The organism is Methylobacterium sp. E-012 (assembly GCF_057836545.1).
The window spans coordinates 5,299,764-5,323,520 of the sequence record NZ_JBYQEY010000001.1 but is presented as its reverse complement, the minus strand read 5'-3'; the positions used below and the strand labels follow the sequence as shown (position 1 = coordinate 5,323,520).

Here is a 23,757-nt window from a genome sequence, read left to right as displayed (position 1 = left end):
GGAGGATCGATAATCGTCATGCGCGCTAGTCTAAAGCTCACATTGAGTGGAATCATTGCTACTCTCATGCTCGCAGCAGCGCTTCAGGTCGGCATTGCAATCTACAATATGCTTGTCGTGAATGGACACATTTCACAGCTACTCGATATGGCGGTGCCGTCCTTGAATGAAGCGCAAGCGATCGACGCCTTGGTCGCCAGAATACGACTCCAGCAAGTCCGATTCGCCACCGCCGATTTCGCCTCCGAACGCGAAGCCGGTGAGAAGACGGTCGATGATTTGGTCCAGGCCCGGACCGCGAGGGTCGGCGCCTATCAGGCCCGCATCGCGTCGGCGGACGAGCAGGCGCTGTACGACGCCCTGGCGGCGAAACTGAAAATCCAGCGCTACGACTGGGACCGCCTGCGCGCGTTCGGTCTCAGTCAGCGCGAAGCCGCGATGTCCTATTATCGCGGGGCGATGCACAACCATTACACGGAGGCAGCTCAGGCTGCGCACGCGCTGGTTGAATGGCATGTGAAGGGCGTCGAAGCGGCCGGACTTTCCGCCCGGGCGAGCCAGGCGGCCGCGGTCCGCTGGACCGTCGTCATCCTCGGCGCCACACTTGTGATCGCACTCGGCGCCACCCTGTACAGCTTCGTCGGCGTGTCGCGGCCCATCACCGTCATGACCCGCGCCATGCGCCGTCTGGCCGATGGCGAGACGCAGGCCGAGATCCCCTGCGCGAACCGGCGCGACGAGATCGGCGCGATGTCGGCCACCCTCCAGGTGTTCAAGCAGAACCTGCTGCATGCCCGTGCCCTGGAAACCGCGACGGCGCTCGCCCGGACCAATGCGGAGGCGCAGCGGCGGCAAGCCGCAATCGCGCTCGCGGGCCGGTTCGAGACCACCGTCGGCGGGATCGTCGGGTCCGGCACAGCCGCGGCGACGCACCTGCAGACAACGGCCGAGAGCCTGACCGCCACGGCGACCCGGACGGCCGGCCAGTCGACCAGCGCGGCCGCGGCAGCCGAGCAAGCCTCCACTAACGTGAACACGGTGGCGGCGGCAACCGAGGAGCTGGGCTCGTCGGTCAACGAGATCGGCCGTCAGGTCGGGGCCTCCGCGGATCTGGCCCTAGTCGCCGTCCGCGAGGCGGGCGCGACCGCCAGCCTGGTCCAGGAGCTCAGCGGGGCCGCGCGCCGGGTCGGGGAGGTCGTGGACCTGATCTCGGCCATCGCCAGCCAGACCAACCTGCTCGCCCTCAACGCCACCATCGAGGCGGCCCGTGCCGGCGCGGCCGGGCGGGGCTTCGCGGTGGTCGCCACCGAAGTGAAGGCGCTCGCCGATCAGACGGGTCGGGCGACCGCCGAGATCGCGACGCAGATCGCCCATATCCAAGGTTCGACCGGTCAGGCGGTCCAGGCGATCGACGGGATCGCCGGACGGATCCGGGAGATCAGCGGCATGGCCACCTCGATCGCCGCGGCCGTGGAGGAGCAGGGCGCGGCGACGCAGGAGATCGTCCGCAACGTCGCCGAGGCGGCGACCGGCACCGCTTCCGTGACCGCCAACGTCACCGGGGTCGCCGGTGCCGCGGAGGAGACCGGTGCGGCGGCCGCGCAGGTCCTGGCCTCGGCCTCCGAGATGGCCCGGCAGGCGTCCGAGCTCGGCACCGAGGTCGAGCGGTTCCTCGCCACGGTGCGGGCCGCCTGACCCGCACCCACGGGGCCGATCAAGCCTCCCCGGCCTCGGACCAGGCCCGCAGGCGCTCGAGCCACGCGTCCGAGGCGAGCACCGTCAGGCCCGGCAGGAGCGCGAGCGGGGTGACCCGTTCGACTCGGTCGCGCTCGCCCAGCCGCAGGCCGCCGCGCCTTGCGTAAAGGCGCAGGATGTCGGCGAGCCGTCCCTCCTCGGGGGGCTCGTTGCGGGCCACGGTGCGGATCTTCTCGACGATCTCGTCGGTGGTGCACTCGACGATCCCGTCAGTGCCGGCGCGATGGTCGCGCAGGCCCTCCTCGTAGAGCAGCCGGAGCGCCAGGAGCACGAGGGTCTCGTCCTTGCGCAGGCGCTCCGAGACGATGTCGTGGCGCGGGGCGTCCGCGGCCGGACTCAGCGAGACCATCTGGTCACGGTGCGAGACGGTCAGCGCGTAGCCGAGGCAGGCGAAATAGTCGGTGAAGAACGGGGCGTAGTGCCGGGCGAGTTCGTAGGAGCGCCCGATCCCCTGGGTGTCGGCGTAGATCACCTGGCCCTTCAACAGCACCTGGAGGGCGCGGCAGAGTTCCTCGGCGTCCGGCGCCCGGGCGCCCGCTGGCGCGGGCTCGTCGCCGTCGATGATGGCGCGGAAGCCCTCAAGCACCGGAGCGCCGCTCCAGGATGAAGTCCGGGCAATCGAGCCAGCCGTTGGTGACGCGCCCGGGCAGCCGCGAGACGGCGTAAAGGTCGCCGAGCTTGGCGTCAAACAGGACGTCGATCTCGCGCAGGCGCTGGAACACGATGAAGTCGTCCACGCCCGCGATCGCGATCTCGGCCCCGCGCAGCGCCGGGGCGTGTCCGAGCCGTGCTTCCACGAAGGCGGTCATGCCCTCGGGGGTGACGGTGGTGCGGCGCCGGAACGCCGCCTTGGCGGCCGCGAAGGCGTCCACCACGGGATCGTCCTCCAGGTCGGGCAGGGGCTCCATGTCGATCGCGGCCTTGCGGGCCCGCGGGGCCTGGAGATGCGCGTGGCCGATCGGCGGCCGCAGCAGCGAGACCTCGGCCGGGACGTCGGGGGCGATCTCCGACCCGCCGACGGCGCGCAGCAGCGCGGCGGCGCGCTCGACGGCGCTCGGATCCGGCCGATCCATGACGTGGAGGGCGGCACCGATCCGGCGCTCAAGCCGCGCCACCACGGCGTCGACGGCGTCGAGGTGATTGTCGAGCCCCTCGAACACCGCGAGGATCTGGGTGAGATCGGCCCGGATCGCCCGCTGGGCGGCGTCGAGATCGGGGCTGCGGCCCTCGCGGATCAGGCCCTCGGCGAGCGCCCGGACCGTGAGCGCGTCGCGCAGGGCCCGGCCGGCCTCGCGCACCACGCTGGCCCGGAAGCGGAACGGGTTGAACCGCGTGTGCAGCGTCCGGTAGTCGCTGATCAGGTGGCGCTCGACGAAATCCTCGAAGAACAGCCGGAACGTCTTGGCGCGGTCGGGCTCGCGCAGGATGCGCTCCTCGACCTTGCGCATGCCGGCGGCGAGGCCGCGGACATGCGCCAGGAAGGCCGCCGCCGCCCGGGCGGCGTTGGACAGGGCCTCGGACCGGCTGCCCGGATCCGAGAGGGCGCTCTCCAGGCCGCCCAGCACCTCCAGCACGGCGCCGCCGTAGGAGCGGGTCTCACCCCGTTCGAGGCGCGACAGCTCCTCCAGCAGCAGCCGCGCCTCGGGGTCGAACTCCACCACCGGCACGTAGCGCTCGCGGCGCTCGATCAGCCAGCCGGTGTCGAGGAGGCGCCGGTAGAGCGCCGTGCGGCGCTCGGCCGGATCGGCGGAGATCGGCTCGTCGCCGCTGACCTCCGGATCGCTCCAGCCGGCGGCGAAGTCGCCGATCTCGGCCAGCAGCTCGGCCTTGCGCACCGGCTCGGCCCCGAGGACACGCCGGTGCAGGTGCAGCAGCAGGGCGGCGTTGAAGCCCCGGCTCGGCGCGGCCAGGGGCTTGAACAGCTCGTCGGGCAGTTGCGCGAACAGCATTCTTTAAGGACTTTCGCCGTCGCGCAGCCGTGCCCTTACTTCGCGCCGAGGAGCTCGACGTCGAAGATCAGGGTGGCGTTGGGCGGGATCACGCCGCCGGCGCCCCGGGCGCCGTAGCCGAGCTGCGGCGGGATGATCAGGGTGCGCTTGCCGCCGGTCTTCATCGTGGCGACGCCCTCGTCCCAGCCCTTGATGACCTGGCCGGCCCCGAGCGGGAAGCTGAAGGGCTGGTTGCGGTCGCGGGAGGAATCGAACTTTTTGCCCTTCTTGCCGCCCTCGTCGAGCCAGCCGGTGTACTGGACGGTGACCTGCTGCCCGGCCTTCGGCTCCGGCCCGGTGCCCACGACTTCGTCCTGGTACTGCAGACCGGACGGCAGGGTCACGGTCTCGGCATTGGCGGCTGTGGTCATGGCGATCAACGCGGCTCCGGCGATAAGGGACAGGCGAGGCATGGTTTCTCCCTGGAACCGGCGCTGTGCGCGCCGGCCGTCGCGCGCCTTCTAGCGACTCGCACCGGTCGAGGCCAGGGAGACGCCGGACGGGTCGTGTCTCAGTCGAAATTTGAGACCGACTGAGGTGTCGACACGATGCGGGTATCGCGGGTAACGCCCGCACCAGGCTCACCATTCTTCGTCACGATCCGCTCGAACTGGACCGGAGCAGCCCCAGCATTCCTGCCAACTTGCCTTTCCACTGCGGCGACAGCCTGAAGGATTTCGGCAACCTGCTGCCGATGCCAAGGTTTCCAGGCGCCAGTGGACGGTATCAGACCGATCGCACGCGCCAATTGTCCATATTGCATAGGACGATCTGTCAGCTCTAACGAGCGTATGACGGTCACAGCTGACAGCGCATATTGCAGCCGCTGACTAACATCCAGATATTTGCCGGGCTCATCGACTGTGGGTAGGTCGCTCATCAGATCACCCTTTCATTTAGCCCGCCACCATCCCCGCGAGAGACACCACCAGCCGCCGGGCGACTTCGTCCTTGCCGAGGCGCGGCCAGGTCTCCACCGTGCCGTCCCGGCGGATCAGGTGGACCGTGTTCTCAGACCCGCCCATCACGCCGCCCGCCGCCGAGACGTCGTTGGCCACGATCAGGTCGCAGCCCTTGCGGGCGATCTTGGCCCGGGCATTCTCCAGCACCGCATCGGTCTCGGCCGCGAAGCCGACCACCAGGGGCGGGCGCGCGACGGACCGGCGGGCGATCGTCGCGAGGATATCGGGGTTCTCGGCGAGGACCAGCGGCGCGGGGCCGGTGCCGTCCTTCTTAATCTTCTTGGCGCCGGCCTCGTGCTCCGGGCGCCAATCCGCCACCGCGGCGGCGAAGATCGCGATATCGGCCGGGAGCGCCGTCTCGACGGCCGTCAGCATCTCCCGGGCGGTCTCCACCCGGATGACAGTGACGCCCGGCGGATCCGGGATCGCCACCGGCCCGGAGACCAGCGTCACGGCTGCGCCGGCCCGGGCGGCGGCCGCCGCGATGGCGTGGCCCTGGCGGCCGGAGGAGCGGTTGGCGATGTAGCGCACCGGATCGATCGGCTCGTGGGTCGGGCCGGAGGTCACGAGCACGCGCCGGCCGGTCAGGGGCCGGTCGCCATCCAGGCCGAGCATTCGTTCAAGGGCGTCGGCGATCTCGTGGGGCTCGGCCATGCGGCCGGGGCCGGTCTCGGGCTCGGCCATCCGGCCGGCGTTGGGGCCGACGATGCGCACGCCGTCGCCCTCCAGGATCGCGCGGTTGCGCCCGGTCGCCGGGTGGGCCCACATCCGCACGTTCATGGCCGGCGCGATCAGGATCGGCAGGGCGGTCGCCAGCAGGATCGTGGTCGCGAGGTCGGCGGCGTGGCCGCCCGCCATCCGGGCCATGAGGTTGGCAGTGGCGGGGGCCACAACCACGGCATCCGCCTGCCGGGCGAGCTTGATGTGGCCGATCTCCGCCTCGGAGGCCCGGTCGAACAGGTCGGTATGGGCTCGCTCGCCGGCCAGCGCAGCCGCGGCCAGCGGCGTCACGAATTCCTGCGCCCCCGCGGTCAGGACCGGGCAGACGCTGGCGCCGCGCTCGCGCAGGCGCCGGATCAAATCGAGGGCCTTGTAGGCCGCGATGCCGCCGCCGATGACGAGGAGGACGCGGCGGTTGGCAAGGGTCTCGCTCATGCCGGGACCCTCTGCGCGCGGCCGCCCGCCCGTCAAGCGGAGCTCAGGCCGCCGCCGGGACGGCTGACGCCTTGAGCCCGCCGAACCGGCGCTCGCGGCGGTGGAACTCCGCCGTCGCCTCAGCGAGGTCCTCGGGCCCGAAATCGGGCCACATCCGCTCGGTGAAATGCAGTTCGGCGTACGCCGCCTCCCACAGCATGAAGTCCGACAGCCGCTGCTCGCCCCCGGTGCGGATCAGTAGGTCGACCTCGACCGGCGAGCCGTGCATCGGCCCGGCGACCAGCGCGCCGAAATTCTCCCGCGTGAGAGCGTCCGCCCCCTGAAGGCGCTGCGCCGCCGCGAGGATCGCGTCGCGGGCGGAGTAGTCCACGCAGATCCGCAGGTGCAGGCGGGTCCCGGCCGCGGTGGCGGCTTCGGCGGCGATGATCGCCTCGGGGATGCCCTCCGGCAGCCGGTCCCGCCGGCCCACGACGCTGAGGCGCGTGCCGGTGCGGGCGAGCCTCTGGGTCTCGTTGCGCAGATAGGAGCGCAGGAGCCGCATCAGCCCGCCGACCTCGTCGGCGGGACGCTGCCAATTGTCCGCCGAGAAGGCGTAGAGCGTCAGCGTGCCGATGCCGAGATCCGGGCAGGCCTCGGCGGTGCGCCGGATCGCCTCGACGCCCCGGTGATGCCCGGCCAGACGCGGCCGCCCGCGCTGCGTCGCCCAGCGCCCGTTGCCGTCCATGATGATCGCGGCGTGCAGGGCCCTCGGCTCCGCTTCGCTTCGCATCGTAAAGTCTCCCGGCATGGGGGTATCGCTTAAGTTTATCGGGGCGGAGTTAACAATCTCGGGAAGCTTAGACAGTCTCACACCGGTTTCGTGGCCGGATCGAGGCCGCGGCGCCCCGATTCCGGCCCGCGATCGGCGGCCTCCGCGGCATCGCGCACGACCTGCTCCAGGACGCTCAGGTAGCCGATGAAGCGCTGTCGGCCGGTGTCGGTCAGCCGGCACACCGTCTGCGGGCGGTTATGCGCGAGACCCTTCTCGAGGCTCACCAGATCCGCCTCGCTCAGCACCGCCAGGTGGCGGCTCAGGTTGCCGTCGGTCAACCCGCACAGACGCTTGAGATCCGGAAACGGCAGGCCCTTCGGATGCGCCACCAGGGAGGTGAGCACGGAGAGGCGCGCCCGCTCGTGGATCAGCCGGTCGAGTCCCTCGTAGGAGAAGCGCCCGACGGCGCGGTCAGCGGTCGTCATCGAAGGCCCGGGCGCTGTGATGGATGATCCCCGCCAGCCAGGCCTGGCCGACCAGGAACGGCAGGCCCATCGCCCAGGGGGAGAGGAGGCGCGTCTCCGCCGAGAGGGCCAGCACGGCGAGCCCGGCGAGCAGATACCAGGCGCCCACGCCCTGGACCGCCCGCGGCAGGATCCGCGCCGAAGCGAACAGGCCCAGGCCGACGAGGACCTGCCACAGGCCGGGCAGCATCCAGACCTCCCCGGGGGCGAAGCGGGCGATCACCAGGGCCAGGCACGCCCCCGCGCCGGCGGCCGGCAGGAAGACCTCGATGGCGTTCCACACCATGGCGTCGGCGAGGCCGGAATGCAGGCGCCGCGAGCGCCGCATCGCCTCCACACCGATCATCGCGAAGGCCGCGAGGGCGGCGGCGACCCAGAGTCCGAAGAACAGGCCGGGCTTGGCCGCCGGATCGCCCAGCCACAGGGCCTGGCCGGCCGCACAGGCCAGCGCGAGGCCGCCGGTGCCGGCGACGGTCGCCGCCCCGACCCCGCGAAATGCCGTGTCGCGCGCGATCTGCGAACGGATCGCCACGATGTCGGCCAATGCCTTGTCCAGGTCCCGCATGCGCCTCATGCCCCGGGGCTGCATCGTGCTTTGCGCCGCAAAGTACCGGCCCGGCCGGATCGTCGCAAGCCAATTCGACCGGTCACGGCGGCGGAATTTCTCAGCATCGGCGCTGCAGGTCGAGTCTGAAATGGGATGAAATCTACCTACCGGTTGTATTCGGACAATCACCGGGCCGGAAAAACCGCTCCTGCGATCCGGTGTCCGGCCGGCCAGCGGGCCGGCGACACCGGCGGCCGGGGCGCGGTAAAACTCTCCTTCGGACAGGGTTTCTCCCGGCGGCCGCACGGCCCATATTGCGTCCATGCCCGCTCCGAAGAAATCGCGCGCCGCCTCCGTCACGGCCTCGTCCGCCAAGGCGTCGAAGCCCGAACTGAAGCCCCTCGACACCTATCTCGCCGCACTGCTGAACCCGGCACTCAACCGCAACCGGCCGCCGCCCGTGGAGCCGGCGCCCGAGGCGCCCGCCCGGCCGGGCAGGCCCAAGAAGCGTGGCGCCAAGGACGGGACCACCGGCGGCTCCTCCCTGGCCGCCACGCGCCGGGCCGAGATCGCCCGCGACGGCTTCGCGGAGGCGCCCCAGGCCGGCTACGCCCTGGGCGACGCCGCCGATGTCGACCCGCGCCTCGCCCAGGCCCTGGGCCTGATCCCGCCCGAGGACGGCCCCGTCCCGGAGGGTGCCGACCTGACGGATCCCGGCGGCGATGGGGGCGCCTCAGCCACCGTGACGGCGCTGGAGCGGCTGCTCACCGAGGGCAACCCGCTGTTCAAGGACGGCCAGACCTGGACCCCGCACCGGCCGGAGCGCCCGCAGAAATCCGAGGGCGGGCTGCGGTTCACGCTGAGATCCGAGTTCGAGCCGGCCGGCGACCAGCCCACCGCCATCGCCGAACTGGTCAAGGGCGTGCAGGTGCACGAGCGCGATCAGGTCCTGCTCGGCGTGACCGGCTCGGGCAAGACCTTCACGATGGCCAAGATCATCGAGGAGACCCAGCGCCCGGCGCTGATCCTCGCGCCCAACAAGACGCTGGCCGCCCAGCTCTACGGAGAATTCAAGTCCTTTTTCCCGGACAACGCGGTTGAGTATTTCGTCTCTTACTACGACTACTATCAGCCCGAGGCCTATGTCCCGCGCTCGGACACGTTCATCGAGAAGGAATCGTCGATCAACGAGCAGATCGACCGGATGCGCCATTCCGCCACCCGCGCCCTGCTGGAGCGGGACGACGTGATCATCGTCGCCTCGGTCTCGTGCATCTACGGCATCGGCTCGGTCGAGACCTACACGGCGATGTCGTTCACCGTCTCGTTGGCCGAGCGGATCGAGCAGCGCCAGCTGATCGCCGACCTCGTGGCCCTGCAGTACAAGCGCATCCAGTCGGATTTCGCCCGCGGCACCTTCCGGGTGCGGGGCGATTCCATCGAATTGTGGCCCGCCCACCTGGAGGATCGCGGCTGGCGGATCGGCCTGTTCGGCGACGAGATCGAGAGCATCGTCGAGTTCGATCCGCTCACCGGCAAGACCATCGCCGAGCTGAAGTTCGTGAAGGTCTACGCGAACTCGCACTACGTGACGCCGCGCCCGACGCTGCAGCAGGCGATCAAGGGCATCAAGAACGAGCTGAACGGCCGGATCGAGGAGCTGACCAAGATGGGCCGGCTGATCGAGGCCCAGCGCATCGACCAGCGCTGTACCTTCGACATCGAGATGATCGAGGCCACTGGCGCCTGCAACGGCATCGAGAATTATTCGCGCTACCTCACCGGCCGGAAGCCCGGCGAGCCGCCGCCGACCCTGTTCGAGTACCTGCCCGACAACGCCCTGGTCTTCACCGACGAGAGCCACGTCACCGTCCCGCAGATCGGCGGCATGTACCGGGGCGACTTTCGCCGGAAGGCGACGCTCGCCGAATACGGCTTCCGCCTGCCCTCCTGTCTGGACAACCGGCCACTGCGCTTCGAGGAGTGGGACGCGATGCGGCCCATGACCGTCCACGTCTCGGCGACGCCCGGCAAGTGGGAGATGGAGCAGACCGGCGGCGTCTTCGCCGAGCAGGTGATCCGTCCGACCGGCCTCGTGGACCCGGTGATCGAGATCCGCCCCGCCCGCAGCCAGGTCGACGACCTGCTGGGCGAGGTCCGGGAGGTGGCGCAGGCTGGCTACCGGACGCTGGTGACCACGCTGACCAAGCGAATGGCCGAGGACCTCACCGAGTACCTGCACGAGAACGGCGTGCGGGTGCGCTACATGCACTCGGACATCGACACGCTGGAGCGGATCGAGATCATCCGGGATCTTCGCCTCGGCGCCTTCGACGTGCTGATCGGCATCAACCTGCTGCGCGAGGGCCTCGACATCCCGGAATGCGCCCTGGTGGCGATCCTCGACGCCGACAAGGAGGGCTTTCTGCGCTCGGAGACCTCGCTGATCCAGACCATCGGCCGCGCCGCCCGGAACGCGGACGCGCGCTGCATCCTGTACGCGGACAACATCACCGGTTCGATGGAGCGGGCGATGGCCGAGACCGAGCGGCGCCGGACCAAGCAGCTCGCCTACAACGAGGAGCACGGGATCACCCCGCAGAGCGTGAAGCGCGGCATCGCCGACATCCTCAGCAGCGTGTTCGAGCGCGACCACGTCCAGGTCGATACCGGCCTGGCGAAGGACGCGATCACGGTCGGCCATAACTTGAAGGCGGTGCTGGCCGATCTGGAGAAGCGCATGCGCGCGGCGGCCGCCGATCTCGACTTCGAGGAGGCGGCGCGGCTGCGCGACGAGCTCAAGCGGCTTCAGGCGACCGAGCTGCTGGTCTCGGACGATCCGATGGCCCGGCAGGGGGATGTGGAGCGCGAGGCCGGCAAGTTCGGCCGGAAAGCCCCGCGCGGGGCGGGACACAGCCGCATCGCCAAGCCCGACCTCGACAATATGGGTCCGGGCACCGACCGCGAGCTGCCGGTCGGCGGCGGCGCGCCGGTCTGGCAGGAAAGGCCGAAGCCCCGCTCGACGCAGGGCCTCGGCGGACAGAAACCAAAATACAAGGGCGGCGGCGGGCGGCGGCGCGACTGAACGGGCGCCGGACCCTCACGCGGCTTCGTGGTTCCGGCCCACACCTTGCGCCGCCGCTTCCTCGCCCGCGTCGACGATCGCTTGCGCGATCCGAACCACGAGGGCGTCGCAGGCCGCGTCGTAGGCGCGGGGATCCGCCTGGACGGCGCCCTCCGCGACGGCGCCGACCCGGTCCCGGACGATCTCGCGCGCGGTGCGCAGCGCGTCGGCGAAGGGTTCGAACGGTCGGGGCATCGCGGCGCTCCGGCAGGCGCCGGGTCGCTCCGGCTTCGGTTGGCCGCTGGAACGAGCGGGCCGGCGAAACCGTTCCCTGCGGCGCTGGACGCGCAGCCCGCACCGGCCCAAATCACCCCCGGTGACAGACGAGCACACGATGGCCTCAGAGACGAACACGCCCCCCGCCCTCGACGACGAGACCCTGGCCTTCGCCGGCCGCGTCTTCCAATACGCGCGGATGGGCCATGCGCAGGAACTCGCCGAGCTGTTCGGCCAGGGCCTGCCGGCCAACCTGCGCAACGACAAGGGCGACAGCCTGCTGATGCTCGCGGCCTATAACGGTCAGGCGGAGGCGACCCAGGTGATCCTGGAGGCCGGCGGCGATCCTGAGCTCGCCAACGATCGGGGCCAGACGCCCCTCGCCGGGGCGGCGTTCAAGAACGATCTGGCGGTGGCGCGGCTGCTGCTCGAACACGGGGCCGCGGTGGACGGCACCGGCGACGGTACGCGCACGGCCCTGATGACCGCCGCGATGTTCGACCGGACCGAGATGGTCGACCTGCTCCTCCAGCACGGGGCCGACCCGGATCGCCGCGACGGCTCCGGCCAGGGCGCGGCCGACATGGCCCGGGCCATGGGCGCGCAGGCGACCCCGGGCCAGCTCGACGCGGCGGCGCGGGCGGTGGGCTGAACGTCAGTCGAGATCCACGGCCGCGGGAGACTGCGATGGGATCACGGCCATCGTCAGCCCGAGAGCCGCAATTACCCGCTGAACGGTGTCGAGGCTCGGGTTTCCGCCCTGCGACAGAGCCTTGTAGAGGCTCTCGCGTCCAAGTCCGCTGGCATCGGCCACGGCCGTCATGCCGCTGGCCCGCGCGACGTCACCGAGCGCCTGGCGGAACGCTGCGGGATCATTCTCCTCCAAGGCCGCCGAAAGGTAGGCGGCGGCCTCCGCGGGCGTGCGGATATAGGTGGCCACATCGAAGGGGCGCGTCGGTGTCGTGCCGTTCGTCATGCGCTGCCTACCCAAACTGTGCGTGCGAGATCGCGGGCCCGAACGATGTCGCGGGTCTGCGAATCCTTGTCGTCGCCGCACAGGAGAATGACGATCCCGCCATCGGCACGCTCGACGAAGTAGACACGGTAACCGGGACCTGTATCGATCTTCATCTCGCTAACCCCACCGCCGACCGGGGCCACCTGTCCGCGATGACCCTCCTGGAGGCGCACGATCCGGCGGAGGATGCGGGCACGGCCTGCGGCATCGCGCAGCCTGTCGATCCACCGGTCGAACACCTCCGTGGTCAACACCTCGGGGACAATCAGTATCCCATAAGATACAAACGATCGCAACGGCGCCCGACATCCGGGGGGATGCATCCTCTGGGGCAATGGGCGACCGGAGAACCGGGAGACGAAACGCCGTGCCGCCCATCACTCGGATCGACACAGGACTTTGGCTCGCTTGCGCGGGGCTGGTCGTGGCGCCATTCGGAGCCGTCGCCGCCGAGACCCCCTGGCCGGCCTTCGGGCACGATCCCAGCAACCGCAACTTCTCCGAACTCACCCAGATCGACCGCGGCAGCGTCGGACGGCTGCGCCCCGCCTGGATCTTCCAGACCGGGGTCACCGGCTACTTCCAGGCCCAGCCCGTGATGGTGGACGGAAGCCTCTACATCTCCACGACGCAGAACAACGTCGCGGCGCTGGATGCGCGCACCGGCAAGCCGCTCTGGACCTACACCCACAAGCCGCGGACGGAGAAGATCTTCGGACCGCCGTCGAACCGCGGCCTCGCCGTCTCGGGCGGCCTTGTCTACGAGGCGACCATGGACGGACGGCTGATCGCCCTGGATGCCAAGACCGGCTACGTGGTCTGGGACAAGGAGGCGGTCCGGCCGGAGGAGGGCGAGACCGAGACCGCCTCGGGGCTGGCGACGACGCTCGGCGGCAAACCCGTTCAGGGCTCGAGCCGCCTGGGCTTCAAGATGCCACCGCTGGTCGCCGACGGGCTGGTGATCGTCGGCGTCACCGGCGCGGGCTACGGCCTCCACATCGAGGACGAGGCGGGCGGCCTCGACGGCGGCGCGGTGGTCGGCATCGAGGGCGGCTACGGCCGGCGCGGCTGGCTTGCGGCTTACGACGCCAAGACTGGCGCGGAGCGCTGGCGCTGGTACGTCACCCCCGCGGAGGGCTGGGAGGGCGGATTCGTGGAAAAAACCGCCGACGGAACGCCGCTCCACCGGGACATCGCGGCCGAGAAGGCGGCGGCACCCGCCAACCGCGAGGCTTGGCGCGTCGGCGGCGGCTCCCTCTGGATGACGCCGGCCTACGATGCCGATCTCGGCCTGATCTTCCTCGGCACCGGCAACCCGGCGCCGCAGAATTTCGGTCTCTCGCGGCCCGGGGACAATCTCTACACGATGTGCCTCGTAGCCCTCGACGTGCACACCGGCAAGATGCGCTGGTACGACCAGCAGGTGCCCCACGACGAGTGGGGCTACGACGTCGCCGCGCCGCCCTTCCTGCTCGACATGCCGGGTGGGAGGAAGGCGGTGGCCTCGGCGAGCAAGACCGGCTGGATCTATGTCCACGACCGCGCGACCGGAAAGCTGCTGGAGCGCTCGGCGCCGCTCCTCGACCAGAAGAACCTGTTCGCGCCGCCGAGCGCGCAGGGCACGGTGGTGGCACCCGGGCCCCTCGGCGCGGTCTCCTGGCCGCCGACCGCCTATGACGGGCGGCTGGCCTACGTGCAGGTCCGCCACGGGGCGACGACCTACACGGTAAAGACGGTGCCGGCGGCCGCCGGACGGCCGGAGATCCGCTACAGCGAGACCGCCGAGGCAAAGGGCGAGCCCGCCTTCAGCACGCTCAGCGCCGTCGATCTTGCCGACGGCGGCCGGATCGCTTGGTCGGTGCGCGCGGCGAGCCGCCTGTCCGGGGGGACGCTCGCGACCGCCGGCGGCCTGGTCTTCTCCGGCGAGGAGGACGGCCACCTCGATGCCCACGATTCCGGTGACGGCCGGGTGCTCTGGCGCTTCCAGTGCGGGGCGGGCATCAGCGGCCCGGCCATGACCTATGCCCTCGACGGCCGGCAATACGTCGCGGTGGCGGCGGGCGGCGCGTCCTACACGAAGGCGGCGGGCTTCGGCACCGGCGACGCACTCCTGGTCTTCGCGCTGCCCGATTGACGCCCACTGAGCTTGGCTGGAAAAGTTCCAAGCGATGATGGCGGGGACTCATCCGATCGATGGCTGACGAGGGGAGCGCGGCCGGCGCCGACGCGGGTTCGCAACCGACCGAACGCGGGCTGCCGGTGATCCGCACAATCGCAATGCCCGTCGACACCAACCCGGCCGGCGACATCTTCGGCGGCTGGCTGATGGCGCAGATGGATCTCGCGGCCGGCAACGTCGCGGCCCGACGCTCGCGTGGACGCTGTGCCACCATCGCGGTCGACGCGATCACGTTCCATCATCCGGTCTTCGTCGGCGACGAGGTCAGCCTCTACGCGTGGCTGGTCACGGTTGGGCGCTCGTCCCTCCGCATTCAGGTCGAGGTCTGGCGGCGCGAGCGGGCGAGCGAGACGACCATGAAGGTGACGGAGGCGACCTTCACCTTCGTGGCGATCGGCGACGACCGGCGCCCGCGGCCGGTGCCGCCGGAGGCGGGTGGGATTAGGCCGTAATAATCGACGGTGGTGCCAGGTGCGGGCGGCGTCTGCACGTTCTTGTCGCTCGCAGACGCCTTGGCGTGAGCGAGTTGTGCCTGCGCCTTATCGACCAGCTTCTGGTCGCAGGCGACGCAGCTGGGGCTATGATTGCGCTTGTCCTGATCGACGACGCTGTTGGCGTCGGCGAGCGCCTGCTGCGCTGCCGCGACTCCCGCCTGCGTCCGGGAAGCCTGTTGTGCCGCCTGGACCGACTTGGCCGATTGCGCCTGCCCCAGGGGTTTGAATGACAGGGTGTCCGCGCCGCGCGGGGTGACCGATCCGATGCTGCTTGCCATCCGTAAAAGTCCGAGCGAACACCTCAGGTGGGATGGTGCAAGTAAGATATTGAGATCACGCTAATCGGTGATCGTCCGGTGCGACTAAAATTTATACAATTTTGGCTGGCATGCAAAAGGCCAAATCAGCTACGTATGATTTTGTAACCGACGATGAATGTGGCTTTGCTTCAGTTCTGGCGTCGGTGCTTATCTCGTCTCTTCCTGCAAGCAAAGCCAGGGGATCCGCGCTACTTCCTTTAAAATGTGAATTTGGTAGTCTGCCCGGATGAGGGGTGCGGTCGCGTTGGCCGAGGCCATCGGCACGCGACTGTCGTGGACCGAGATCTGCGTGAACGGATGTGCTCCAAGCATCATCCCAAGACATAATTTCCGGATTTCGGAAAATGATGATGCAAAATCAGAGACTCAGCACATCGTCCTGATTGAGATCTTCAGGACGATGCGCTGAACGTCGGATCCCATATCAAATCGCTTCGAATCCACCCCATGGTCGTCATTAGCGAGACCGGCGGACGAGACCCGCCGCGCCGTCGCGTGGGCGGAGTTCGGTGAGGCCGGCTCATCGCGGGCCGGTGTCACACCGTCGAGGGCGGCGCTCGCGATGACGGCGCGGCGTGACAGGCGGATCAGCCGCCTCGATTGCCGGCGAGCGCGTAGCGCGTGCGCAGCCGCAGGCCGAACACCGCCATCATGAACATGCAGCAGGTGGCGTTGTTGCCGTTGTACAGAACCGTCTCGAACGAGGCCGAGACGAGGCCCAGGAACCAGAACCGCAGGAACAGCAGCGTCTCGGCGTCCAGACGGCCGCCGCCGGCCACACGCTGCAGGTCGCGCACGGGGGCGAGCACGAAGGCCGCCACGGTGAGCGCGAGGAGCGGCAGGCCGCCGATCAGCGCCGTGTCGAGATAGGCGTTGTGAGCGTGATCGACGGTGTTGACCCAGGTCAGTTCCTCGGAGCCGGCATACATGGTCCGCTCGGTCATCCAGAACGCGCCGAGCCCCCAGCCGCGCCAGGGCCGGATCAGGATGTTGTCGATGGCGAATTGCCAGATCTCGCTGCGCCCCGTGAAGGTCGCGTCGGTGAGGAGCGCCCCGACCGCGTCCTGGATCGGCGGCACCAGGACGGAACCGATGGAGATCAGCGAGAACCCGACCACCGGGCCGAGGAGCAGAAGGCCCCGGGCGAGGCCCCCGGTCAGGATCTGGCAAAGCCCCGTGGTGGCGAGGATCACCGGCAGCAGCAGGATCGCGGTCTTGGAGCCGCTCGCCACCAGGAACCCCGCCGCCAACAGCACGATCCCCCAGCCCAGGAGCCGGCTCGCCGCCGAGGCGACGTAGAGGCCGACGATCACCAGGATCACCATGGCGGCCCCGGCCTCGTTCTTCTGCGGGAAGATCCCGCGCCAGAGGCCCGGATGGCTCGGATCGGAATTGACGTCGAAGGCCGAATGGATCGCGAGGCTCGGTACGAACGCCACCGCCAGGTAAGAGGACAGCACGATCACCAGGGCCGCCCCGGCCATGGTCAACGCCAATTGCCGCGGGGATCGGGCGACGATCAGGACACCCGCCGAGAGCATGGCGGCGATGGCGAACAGTGCCAGCCGCCGCAGCGACAGGCCCGGTTCGATGGACAGGAGGGTCGTCAGGCCGAGCCAGAGGGCGCAGAGCAGGAGCGGCCGCGTCATCAGCGGGCGCAGGTGCCGCACGCCGATCCGGTGGATCGCCGCCGCCATGGCGGCACCGGCGGCGAGGAACAGCACCTGGGTCAGCAGGCTGCCGTCCTCGGAGGCCGCCAGGATCGAGCGATCGGACAGGTCCTTCAGCCAGACATGATTCCAGAGGAGGACGAAGACTGCCCCGTTCAGGAGCACGCGCAGCACGTCCGGAACATCGCGGCCGGCGATGCCCTGGTGCCGCCCCTCGGCGGGGATCCCGATCGCCGCGTCCGCAGAAGCCATGTCCCGTTCCACCGCCGAGCCCGCGACCCATCGAGGTCCCAGAGAAGCATCCCGGTAATCCCACCCACTTCTGTTATCCCGGGGTGACCGCGTCAGCGGGCCCGGAAGGAAGGCTCCGCCGCGCTCCGGCACCCGAGGATGAGAGAATTGGGTCGGACGTTGGTGGCTTCTGTCTGGGACGGCGTGGTTGGCCGCAGCCTCATCTTAGTCCCGGACCCGGCCCGGGCGATGGCAAATCAAAAGATGCACCCACCGATCGCGCACTAACCTTGACGAAGGTTTTCCGGGATCAGCGCCGCATCGTATACTGCGACCGGCTGGCGGATTGGCGCATCAGAAACGCCGCCATCTCGGCGAGTTCCGGGGCCTTCGAGCGGAAGGTCACCGACAGAGCCAGCAGCGTGTCCTTGTGGTCGAGGCCGGGATAGATCCGCTGTTGCACGGGCACATGCTCGGCGCGCAGGCGCGCGGCGAGGCTGACGGTGTGCCGGGGCTTCACCACCGTGTCGGCATCGCCGGTCGCCAGGAAGGCGGGGGGTGACAGCGGGCCGACGAAGCTGCCCGGCTGGGTCGCGGCCGCGTCGGGCGCCTGTCCGAACACCTTGATTGTGGTGTCCTGATCGAGGGGCAGGAAATCGTAGGGGCCGGACAGGCCGGCCACCGCCTTGATCGCCTTGGGATCGACGCCGGCCGCGATCACGTAGCGCGGGTCGAGGCCGAGCATCACGGCGTTGTAGGCCCCGGCGGAATGCCCGGCCAGGACGATCCGGCGCGGGTCGCCGCCATAGGCCGCGATGTTGTCGCGCACCCAGGCGAGCGCCGCGGCGCCGTCCTCCAGGAAGCCCGGGAACGCCGTCTCGGGATAGAGCCGATAGTCCGGCAGCACCGTGACGAAGCCCTGGGCGGCGAGCGCATGTCCGACGAAGGCGTAGTCGTCCTTCGAGCCGCTCTGCCAGGAGCCGCCGTAGAAGAACACAAGGACGGGGGCGTTCTCGGCGGCCGCGGCGGGCACGTAGACGTCGAGCCGCCGCCGCGACCCTTCACCGAAGGGCTGGTCCTTCGCGGCGAGGCGCCCGCCCGGATCCCGCGGGCCGATCGCGTCGAACAGCGCGAGCGGCGAAGCCGCGTTGAGGCCGAACGCGGCGAGCCCGAGGCAGAGCAGGCTGGCAAGCGCAGTGAAGAGCCGTGTCATATCCCGTCCGGTTGTCGCGACCGGCCCATACGGCGCCAGGCTCGGGGCGGATTGATGACGGCCGCGCGGCGGCGTGCGAAAAATCAGGTCCGCAGCACGAAACAGGCGCCCCCGACCTTGCGGATGCGGCCGCACAGGTCGTCGGCGGCCTGCCGGTTCTGTGCCGGGATCCGGATCCGGTAGAACGCCCGGGTGCCACGGTTGCGCAGGCGCGTGCCAATGATCATTGGCCGCACGTCGCCGATCACCCCCGCATAGGCGCTCCGCGCCCGGTTGAAGCTCTGGAGCGCCAGCGCCTTGGAGAAGTTTCCGGCGAGCTGGATCCCCCAGGGCGCGGCCGGGCCCTCGTTGGCCCCCAGGGCGAAGCGATCGCCGCGGGACGGGATGCGCAGGCTGGCGGTGACCTGAAGACAGGTCTGCGCCGGCTCCGGTTTCGCGTCCGCCGTCTCGGGCTTCTTGGGCGCGCCGCCCTCCGGGTATTCGATCGCCTTGGCGGGACCGGTGCGCCAATCGTCGGCCGGGACGCCCGTGATGGCGGCCACGTAGGCGCGGGTCTCGGCGGGCAGGCCGCCATCCCCGGCCAGCCACTTGCTGACACGGGCCGCCCCCCCGTTATAGGCCGCCGCGGCGAGCCCGAGATTGCCGAACTGGCCCTTCAGGTCCGCCAGCAGGTGGGCGGCGTGCGGGATCGCCTGTTCGGGGTCGAACGGGTCGAGGAGCCCGCGCTCCCGGGCAGTCCCGGGCATGAACTGGGCGACGCCCTGTGCCCCCGCCGGGCTGACGACGCCCACGCGAAAGCTGCTCTCGCGCCAGATCAGCCGCGTCAGGAACGGCACCGGCAGGGCACGGGCCTTGGCGGATTCGTCGATCAGGCGGCACAGCGCCTGCTCGACGGTCTCGGTCGCCCCCTCGGATGGAACGGCGGCGGCCGGACGGGCCGAGCCGAGGAGGAAGAGGGCGAGGAGCGCGCCGTGGCGCAGGCGTGAGATGTCCACATCGGCGCTTGTAGCGACCTCCGGTTGCGGATCAATCCGTCGGACAGGGTGGGGCGCGGCCGATCACGGCACCGTGCTCATCGGTCGCCCAGGCCGGTGCATCCTCCCCCAGACGACGCGCCGGTCGCTCGCAGCGCATCGGGGCGCCCGCGATGGCAACCGGCGGCCGCAGGCGCCGCGCCGGGCCCCAGGCCGTTGCCTCGATGTCCGGCGCCAGATCCTCCGCGGTCTCGGCCGCGAAGGCCGGTTCGGGCGGAGCCGCACCCGCCTCGATCAGGAAGGCGGCCGTGCGGGCGAGGGAGAGTTGCGCCCGGCCACCGGTGCCGTCCGACCGGCGCCGGCTCAGCAGCCGAAGCACGGCCGCCGCCATCATGTAGCCGGTGGCGTGATCGAGGGCCTGGACCGGGAGCGGCACCGGAGCGTCGGCCCCGCGCCAATCCTGCCCGGCCTGCGCGATCCCGGTGCTCATCTGGACGAGGCTGTCGAAGCCGCGCCGTCCGGCCCAGGGGCCGGTCCAGCCATAGGCGTCGAGGCAGACCTCGACGAGGCCCGGCGCCAGGTCCGACCGGGTGCGCGCCCCGTAGCCGAGCCCGTCCAGCGCGCCGGGCCGGTAGCCGTGGACCAGCACGTCCGCCCCGGCCAGCAGGGCGTCGAAGGTGGCCCGGTCGGTGTCGCGGCGCAGGTCGAGGCGGGCGCAGGTCTTGCCGGGGGTCACCTCCGGCTCGATGGCGGCCTCGGTCCAGTTGGGCGGGTCGATGCGTAGCACATCGGCCCCGAAGCCCGCGAGAAAGCGCGTCGCCACCGGCCCGGCCAGCACCCGCGTCAGGTCGAGCACGCGCAGGCCGGCCAGCGGGCGCCCCGGCCGGGGCGCCCAGCCCGATGCCGCCGCATTCGTCGGCCGGCCGCCACACGGCGCCAGCGCCACCAGAGGTTCGGCCGCCACCGCACGGCCCTGCGGGTGCGCGGCCCAGGCGTCGAGCCCGCGCATCTCGGCGGCGCAGCCACCCTCGGCCAGGATCGCGGCCTCCAGGGTGGCCGTGTCCCAGTTGGCCACCGCCCGCGCCATGCCGGTGCGATCCGCCTGGGCGCCGAGCACGCGCTCGGCCGCCGCCCGGTGATGCGGCGCGTTGGTGTGGAGCCGGATCCAGCCGTCCCGCGTCTTGTAGTCGCCCGCGACCGGGTCCCAGGGCGCCGGCACGCGCCAGCCTTCCGGCCGCAGCGACGTCGCGAACCAGAACGAGGCGAGCCGCCGGTCCACGGTCACCGGCCCCGTCAGTTCCGCGACCTCGGCGAGCGCCAGCGCGGCCGCCGCGACCGAGCCCGCCGCGAGGTCGCTCACCGCGAAGGCCGAGGGCAGGGCGCCTATCCCGGTGACGTGCAGGCGGTCGAGGGCGCCGGTCGGCCCGTCGAGGGCCTGCCAGATCCGGGCGGCGAAGGCGTGGGATCCGGCCGTCATCGCGATCTCCCGTCCGATCCGCCGCGACCGGGCGGACCATCGTCGCAGCAAGATAGACTAGGGTCATTGGCCCCGCGCGCTATAAGGAGCGGCATGACGTTGGATGAATCCCAGCCGCTGCTGGCCGTCGAGAACCTGTCCGTCGCCTTCCGATCCCGCGCGGGCGAGACGGCGGCGGTCGACGGGATCGACTTCACCATCCGGCGCGGCGAGACCGTGGCGCTGGTCGGCGAATCCGGCTCCGGCAAGTCCGTGACGGCGCTCGCGATCCTGCGGCTCCTCGACGGGGCGGCGCGCCAGGAGGGCCGGATCCTGTTCAAGGGCCGCGACCTCGCGACCCTCCCGGAACGCGCGATGCGCGACGTCCGCGGCGCCGACATCACCATGGTGTTCCAGGAACCCATGACGTCGCTGAATCCGCTCCACACGATCGAGCGGCAGATCGGCGAGGTCCTGGGGCTCCACCGCGGCCTGACGGGGCGCGCCACCCGCCGGCGCATCCTCGAACTGCTGGACCTCGTGGGCCTGCGCGACGCGGAGCGCCGCATCGGCGCCTACCCGCACGAACTCTCCGGCGGCCAGCGCCAGCGGGTGATGATCGCCATGGCGCTCGCCTGCGAGCCGGACCTGCTCGTGGCCGACGAGCCGACCACCGCCCTCGACGTCACGGTCCAGGCGCAGATCCTGGCGCTCCTCGCTGATCTGCAGAAACGCCTCGGCATGGCGATGCTGTTCATCACCCACGATCTCGGCATCGTCGAGCGGATCGCCGACCGGGTCTGCGTGATGCTGAAGGGCCGGATCGTGGAGGCGGGGGCGACGAAGGCGGTCTTCGCCGACCCGCAGCACGACTACACGAGGCGCCTGATCGCCTCGGAGCCGAAGGGCCGCGCCAACCCGGTCCCGGCCGATGCCGCAAACCTGCTCGAGGCCGGGCCGCTCAAGGTCTGGTTCCCCCTGAAGACCGGCCTGCTCCGGAGGGTCACCGGCCACGTCAAGGCGGTGGACGGGGTCTCGCTGAAGGTCCGCGCCGGCGAGACCGTGGGCGTCGTCGGCGAATCCGGCTCGGGCAAGACCACGCTGGGTCTCGCCCTGCTGCGGCTGACGGCCTCGGAGGGGCCGATCGTGTTCCTGGGCCGCACGATCGACAGCTTCACGGTGGCGCAGATGCGGCCCCTGCGGCGGGACATGCAGGTCGTCTTCCAGGACCCCTACGGCTCGCTGTCGCCGCGCATGTCCGTGGCCGATATCGTCGCCGAGGGGCTGGTGGTGCAGGGTGCCGTGCGCGGCCGGGCCGAGCGCCGGGCGGTCGTCTCGAAGGCGCTCGCCGATGTCGGCCTGGACCCGGCCGCCATGGATCGCTACCCGCACGAATTCTCCGGCGGCCAGCGCCAGCGCATCGCCATCGCCCGGGCCATCGTGCTGAACCCCCGCTTCGTGGTGCTCGACGAGCCGACCTCGGCGCTGGACCGCTCGGTCCAGGCCCAGATCGTGACCCTGCTGCGCGACCTGCAGCGGGAGCGCGGGCTGGCCTACCTGTTCATCAGCCACGACCTGAAGGTCGTGCGGGCGCTCGCCAACTACGTGATGGTCATGCAGAACGGCCGCGTGGTCGAGGAAGGCCCCGCCGAGACGATCTTCGCCGATCCGCGGACCGCCTATACGCGCGCCCTGTTCAAGGCCGCCTTCGCCCTCGACAGCGACGCGCCGACCGAGCTGGAGCCCGTCTGACCGTGCCGCGCGCGCTGATGATCGTCCTCGATTCCGTCGGCATCGGCGGCGCCCCCGACGCCGATGCCTACGGGGATGCCGGCTCCGACACACTCGGACACATCGCGGAACACTGTGCGGCGGGCCTGGGCGACCGGGCGGGACTCCGCGCCGGCCCGCTGCGCCTGCCCCATCTCTCCGCCCTCGGCCTCGGGCTCGCCGCCGCCGGCGCCTCGGGCCGGATCCCGCCCGGTCTCGACACCGCGGGCCGGCCGGCCGGCGCCTACGGCCATGCCGTGGAGATTGCCGCCGGCAAGGACACACCGTCCGGCCACTGGGAGATCACCGGGTTGCCGATGCCCGAACCCTGGGGCCATTTCCCCGAGACGCGGCCGGCCTTCCCGGCGGCGCTCACGCAGGCCCTGATCACGGAGGGCGGATTGCCCGGGATTCTGGGCGATCGGCACGCCCCCGGCGTCGCCATCATCGATGAACTCGGGGCCGAGCACGTCCGGACCGGCCGGCCGATCTGCTACACCTCCGCCGACAGCGTGTTCCAGATCGCCGCCCACGAGGAGGCCTTCGGCCTGGAAGCGCTCTACGCCCTATGCCGCGTCGCGCGCCGCCTGTGCGATCCGTACCGGGTCTGCCGGGTCATCGCCCGTCCCTTCGTGGGCTTGGCGGACGCAGGGTTCCGCCGGACCGGCAACCGCAAGGACTTCGCGGTGGCACCCCCGGGGCGCACCCTGCTCGACCGCGCCGCGGCGGCCGGCCGGAGCATCGTGAGCGTCGGCAAGATCGGCGACATCTTCGCCCACCGGGCCACCGGCCGCGAGATCAAGCCGGGTCCGAACGCCGCCTGCCTGCAAGCGGGCCTCGATGCCTTGGCCGACCTGCCCGACGGCGGCCTGGTCTTCGTCAACCTCGTGGATTTCGACACCGAGTACGGCCATCGCCGGGACGTGCCGGGCTATGCCGCTGAACTCGAAGCGTTCGACGCCCGGGTCCCGGAGATCCAGGCGGCGCTCCGCCCCGGCGACCTCGCCATCATCACCGCCGACCACGGCAACGACCCGACCTGGACCGGGACCGACCACACCCGCGAGCAGGTGCCGGTCCTAGCCTTCGGACCCGGCGTGACGCCCCGCTCCATCGGCCGGCGGGACAGCCTTTCGGATATCGGCGCCACGGTGGCGGCCCATCTGGGCCTGCCCTGGGACGGCGCCGGACGACCGTTCCTATAGGGAGGACGACGTGCGGGACGACGACGAACGGCCGCGCAAGGCCGCGGTCCACGAGATCGGGCAGCCCCTCGACACGCTGTCGCTTTCCGACCTCGACGCGCGCATCGCGCTGCTGCGGGCCGAGATCGCCCGGATCGAGGCGGCGCGGGCGGCCAAGCAGGCGGCGCAGGGGGCGGCCGACGCCTTCTTCAAGCGGGGCTGAGGG

The 23,757-nt window shown here is 70.8% G+C and carries 23 protein-coding genes; 8 read left to right on the top strand and 15 right to left on the bottom strand.

Annotated features, from left to right (window positions below; genetic code table 11):
* Nucleotides 1–18: 18 nt before the first annotated feature.
* Nucleotides 19–1,695, top strand: a complete 1,677-nt coding sequence (locus AC3IF1_RS25485; RefSeq protein ID WP_489219865.1) for a methyl-accepting chemotaxis protein — start codon at nt 19–21, stop codon at nt 1,693–1,695.
* Between the two features lie 19 nt (nt 1,696–1,714).
* Here AC3IF1_RS25485 and AC3IF1_RS25480 read toward each other — a convergent pair whose 3' ends face one another.
* The 8 genes from AC3IF1_RS25480 to AC3IF1_RS25445 form a co-directional block, all read right to left on the bottom strand.
* Entirely contained in the window at nt 1,715–2,341 is a 627-nt protein-coding gene (locus AC3IF1_RS25480) for a DUF4194 domain-containing protein (protein WP_489219864.1), read from the bottom strand.
* Nucleotides 2,334–3,704 (bottom strand): Wadjet anti-phage system protein JetA family protein, encoded by a 1,371-nt coding sequence (locus tag AC3IF1_RS25475; RefSeq protein WP_489219863.1) that lies wholly within the window; start codon nt 3,702–3,704, stop codon nt 2,334–2,336. The genes AC3IF1_RS25480 and AC3IF1_RS25475 overlap by 8 nt, the downstream gene beginning before the upstream one ends.
* A 35-nt stretch (nt 3,705–3,739) precedes the next feature.
* Nucleotides 3,740–4,156, bottom strand: a complete 417-nt coding sequence (locus tag AC3IF1_RS25470) for an FKBP-type peptidyl-prolyl cis-trans isomerase (RefSeq protein ID WP_243972261.1) — start codon at nt 4,154–4,156, stop codon at nt 3,740–3,742.
* Between the two features lie 98 nt (nt 4,157–4,254).
* Nucleotides 4,255–4,623: a hypothetical protein gene (locus AC3IF1_RS25465; protein WP_489219862.1), complete on the bottom strand. Its 369-nt coding sequence runs from the start codon at nt 4,621–4,623 to the stop codon at nt 4,255–4,257.
* 16 nt (nt 4,624–4,639) lie between these two features.
* On the bottom strand, nt 4,640–5,860 hold the full coding sequence (gene coaBC, locus AC3IF1_RS25460) for a bifunctional phosphopantothenoylcysteine decarboxylase/phosphopantothenate--cysteine ligase CoaBC (RefSeq protein ID WP_243972260.1): 1,221 nt from the start codon (nt 5,858–5,860) through the stop codon (nt 4,640–4,642).
* Nucleotides 5,861–5,903: 43 nt separating this feature from the next.
* The gene (locus AC3IF1_RS25455; RefSeq protein WP_489219860.1) at nt 5,904–6,629 is read right to left on the bottom strand and encodes a di-trans,poly-cis-decaprenylcistransferase; all 726 of its coding nucleotides are present in this window, start codon (nt 6,627–6,629) and stop codon (nt 5,904–5,906) included.
* Nucleotides 6,630–6,706: 77 nt separating this feature from the next.
* Nucleotides 6,707–7,096, bottom strand: a complete 390-nt coding sequence (locus AC3IF1_RS25450; RefSeq protein WP_243972257.1) for a transcriptional regulator — start codon at nt 7,094–7,096, stop codon at nt 6,707–6,709.
* Nucleotides 7,083–7,700, bottom strand: coding sequence for a hypothetical protein (locus tag AC3IF1_RS25445; RefSeq protein ID WP_243972254.1), 618 nt, complete (start codon nt 7,698–7,700; stop codon nt 7,083–7,085). Before AC3IF1_RS25445 ends, AC3IF1_RS25450 begins: the two co-directional genes overlap by 14 nt.
* Nucleotides 7,701–8,004: 304 nt before the next feature.
* On the opposite strand from AC3IF1_RS25445, the gene uvrB reads away from it, so the two are divergent.
* Nucleotides 8,005–10,767, top strand: a complete 2,763-nt coding sequence (uvrB, locus tag AC3IF1_RS25440) for an excinuclease ABC subunit UvrB (RefSeq protein WP_489219859.1) — start codon at nt 8,005–8,007, stop codon at nt 10,765–10,767.
* 15 nt (nt 10,768–10,782) lie between these two features.
* Here uvrB and AC3IF1_RS25435 read toward each other — a convergent pair whose 3' ends face one another.
* On the bottom strand, nt 10,783–11,001 hold the full coding sequence (locus AC3IF1_RS25435) for a hypothetical protein (protein ID WP_489219858.1): 219 nt from the start codon (nt 10,999–11,001) through the stop codon (nt 10,783–10,785).
* Between the two features lie 139 nt (nt 11,002–11,140).
* Here AC3IF1_RS25435 and AC3IF1_RS25430 point away from each other — a divergent pair, with 139 nt between their 5' ends.
* Nucleotides 11,141–11,674, top strand: coding sequence for an ankyrin repeat domain-containing protein (locus AC3IF1_RS25430; protein ID WP_489219857.1), 534 nt, complete (start codon nt 11,141–11,143; stop codon nt 11,672–11,674).
* 3 nt (nt 11,675–11,677) lie between these two features.
* On the opposite strand, the gene AC3IF1_RS25425 is transcribed toward AC3IF1_RS25430, so the two are convergent.
* Both AC3IF1_RS25425 and AC3IF1_RS25420 read right to left on the bottom strand, forming a co-directional pair.
* A complete protein-coding gene (locus AC3IF1_RS25425; RefSeq protein ID WP_489219856.1) occupies nt 11,678–11,998 on the bottom strand; it encodes an addiction module antidote protein in 321 nt (106 codons plus the stop codon).
* Nucleotides 11,995–12,291, bottom strand: a complete 297-nt coding sequence (locus AC3IF1_RS25420; RefSeq protein WP_489219855.1) for a type II toxin-antitoxin system RelE/ParE family toxin — start codon at nt 12,289–12,291, stop codon at nt 11,995–11,997. The genes AC3IF1_RS25425 and AC3IF1_RS25420 overlap by 4 nt, the downstream gene beginning before the upstream one ends.
* A 173-nt stretch (nt 12,292–12,464) precedes the next feature.
* Between AC3IF1_RS25420 and AC3IF1_RS25415 the strand changes: the two genes are divergently transcribed.
* On the top strand, nt 12,465–14,174 hold the full coding sequence (locus AC3IF1_RS25415; RefSeq protein ID WP_489220473.1) for a pyrroloquinoline quinone-dependent dehydrogenase: 1,710 nt from the start codon (nt 12,465–12,467) through the stop codon (nt 14,172–14,174).
* 59 nt (nt 14,175–14,233) lie between these two features.
* Nucleotides 14,234–14,671 carry an acyl-CoA thioesterase gene (locus AC3IF1_RS25410; RefSeq protein ID WP_489219854.1) on the top strand — a complete coding sequence of 146 codons (438 nt, stop codon included), beginning with the start codon at nt 14,234–14,236 and terminating at the stop codon, nt 14,669–14,671.
* Between the two features lie 949 nt (nt 14,672–15,620).
* On the opposite strand, the gene AC3IF1_RS25405 is transcribed toward AC3IF1_RS25410, so the two are convergent.
* The 4 genes from AC3IF1_RS25405 to AC3IF1_RS25390 all read right to left on the bottom strand — a co-directional run bounded on the left by AC3IF1_RS25405 (nt 15,621) and on the right by AC3IF1_RS25390 (nt 20,598).
* The gene (locus tag AC3IF1_RS25405) at nt 15,621–16,955 is read right to left on the bottom strand and encodes an O-antigen ligase family protein (RefSeq protein WP_489219853.1); all 1,335 of its coding nucleotides are present in this window, start codon (nt 16,953–16,955) and stop codon (nt 15,621–15,623) included.
* Nucleotides 16,956–17,244: 289 nt separating this feature from the next.
* Nucleotides 17,245–18,147, bottom strand: a complete 903-nt coding sequence (locus tag AC3IF1_RS25400; protein WP_243972238.1) for an alpha/beta hydrolase — start codon at nt 18,145–18,147, stop codon at nt 17,245–17,247.
* A gap of 83 nt (nt 18,148–18,230) precedes the next feature.
* The gene (locus AC3IF1_RS25395; RefSeq protein WP_489219852.1) at nt 18,231–19,142 is read right to left on the bottom strand and encodes a lytic transglycosylase domain-containing protein; all 912 of its coding nucleotides are present in this window, start codon (nt 19,140–19,142) and stop codon (nt 18,231–18,233) included.
* A 31-nt stretch (nt 19,143–19,173) separates the two neighbouring features.
* Entirely contained in the window at nt 19,174–20,598 is a 1,425-nt protein-coding gene (locus AC3IF1_RS25390) for a CoA transferase (protein WP_489219851.1), read from the bottom strand.
* Between the two features lie 93 nt (nt 20,599–20,691).
* Between AC3IF1_RS25390 and AC3IF1_RS25385 the strand changes: the two genes are divergently transcribed.
* Genes AC3IF1_RS25385 through AC3IF1_RS25375 form a run of 3 tightly spaced genes read left to right on the top strand, consistent with a single transcriptional unit; the run spans nt 20,692 to nt 23,754 of the window.
* Nucleotides 20,692–22,329, top strand: a complete 1,638-nt coding sequence (locus AC3IF1_RS25385; RefSeq protein ID WP_489219850.1) for an ABC transporter ATP-binding protein — start codon at nt 20,692–20,694, stop codon at nt 22,327–22,329.
* Nucleotides 22,330–22,331: 2 nt separating this feature from the next.
* Nucleotides 22,332–23,552 carry a phosphopentomutase gene (locus tag AC3IF1_RS25380; protein WP_489219849.1) on the top strand — a complete coding sequence of 407 codons (1,221 nt, stop codon included), beginning with the start codon at nt 22,332–22,334 and terminating at the stop codon, nt 23,550–23,552.
* 10 nt (nt 23,553–23,562) lie between these two features.
* The gene (locus tag AC3IF1_RS25375; RefSeq protein WP_243972230.1) at nt 23,563–23,754 is read left to right on the top strand and encodes a DUF1192 domain-containing protein; all 192 of its coding nucleotides are present in this window, start codon (nt 23,563–23,565) and stop codon (nt 23,752–23,754) included.
* Nucleotides 23,755–23,757 lie beyond the last annotated feature (3 nt).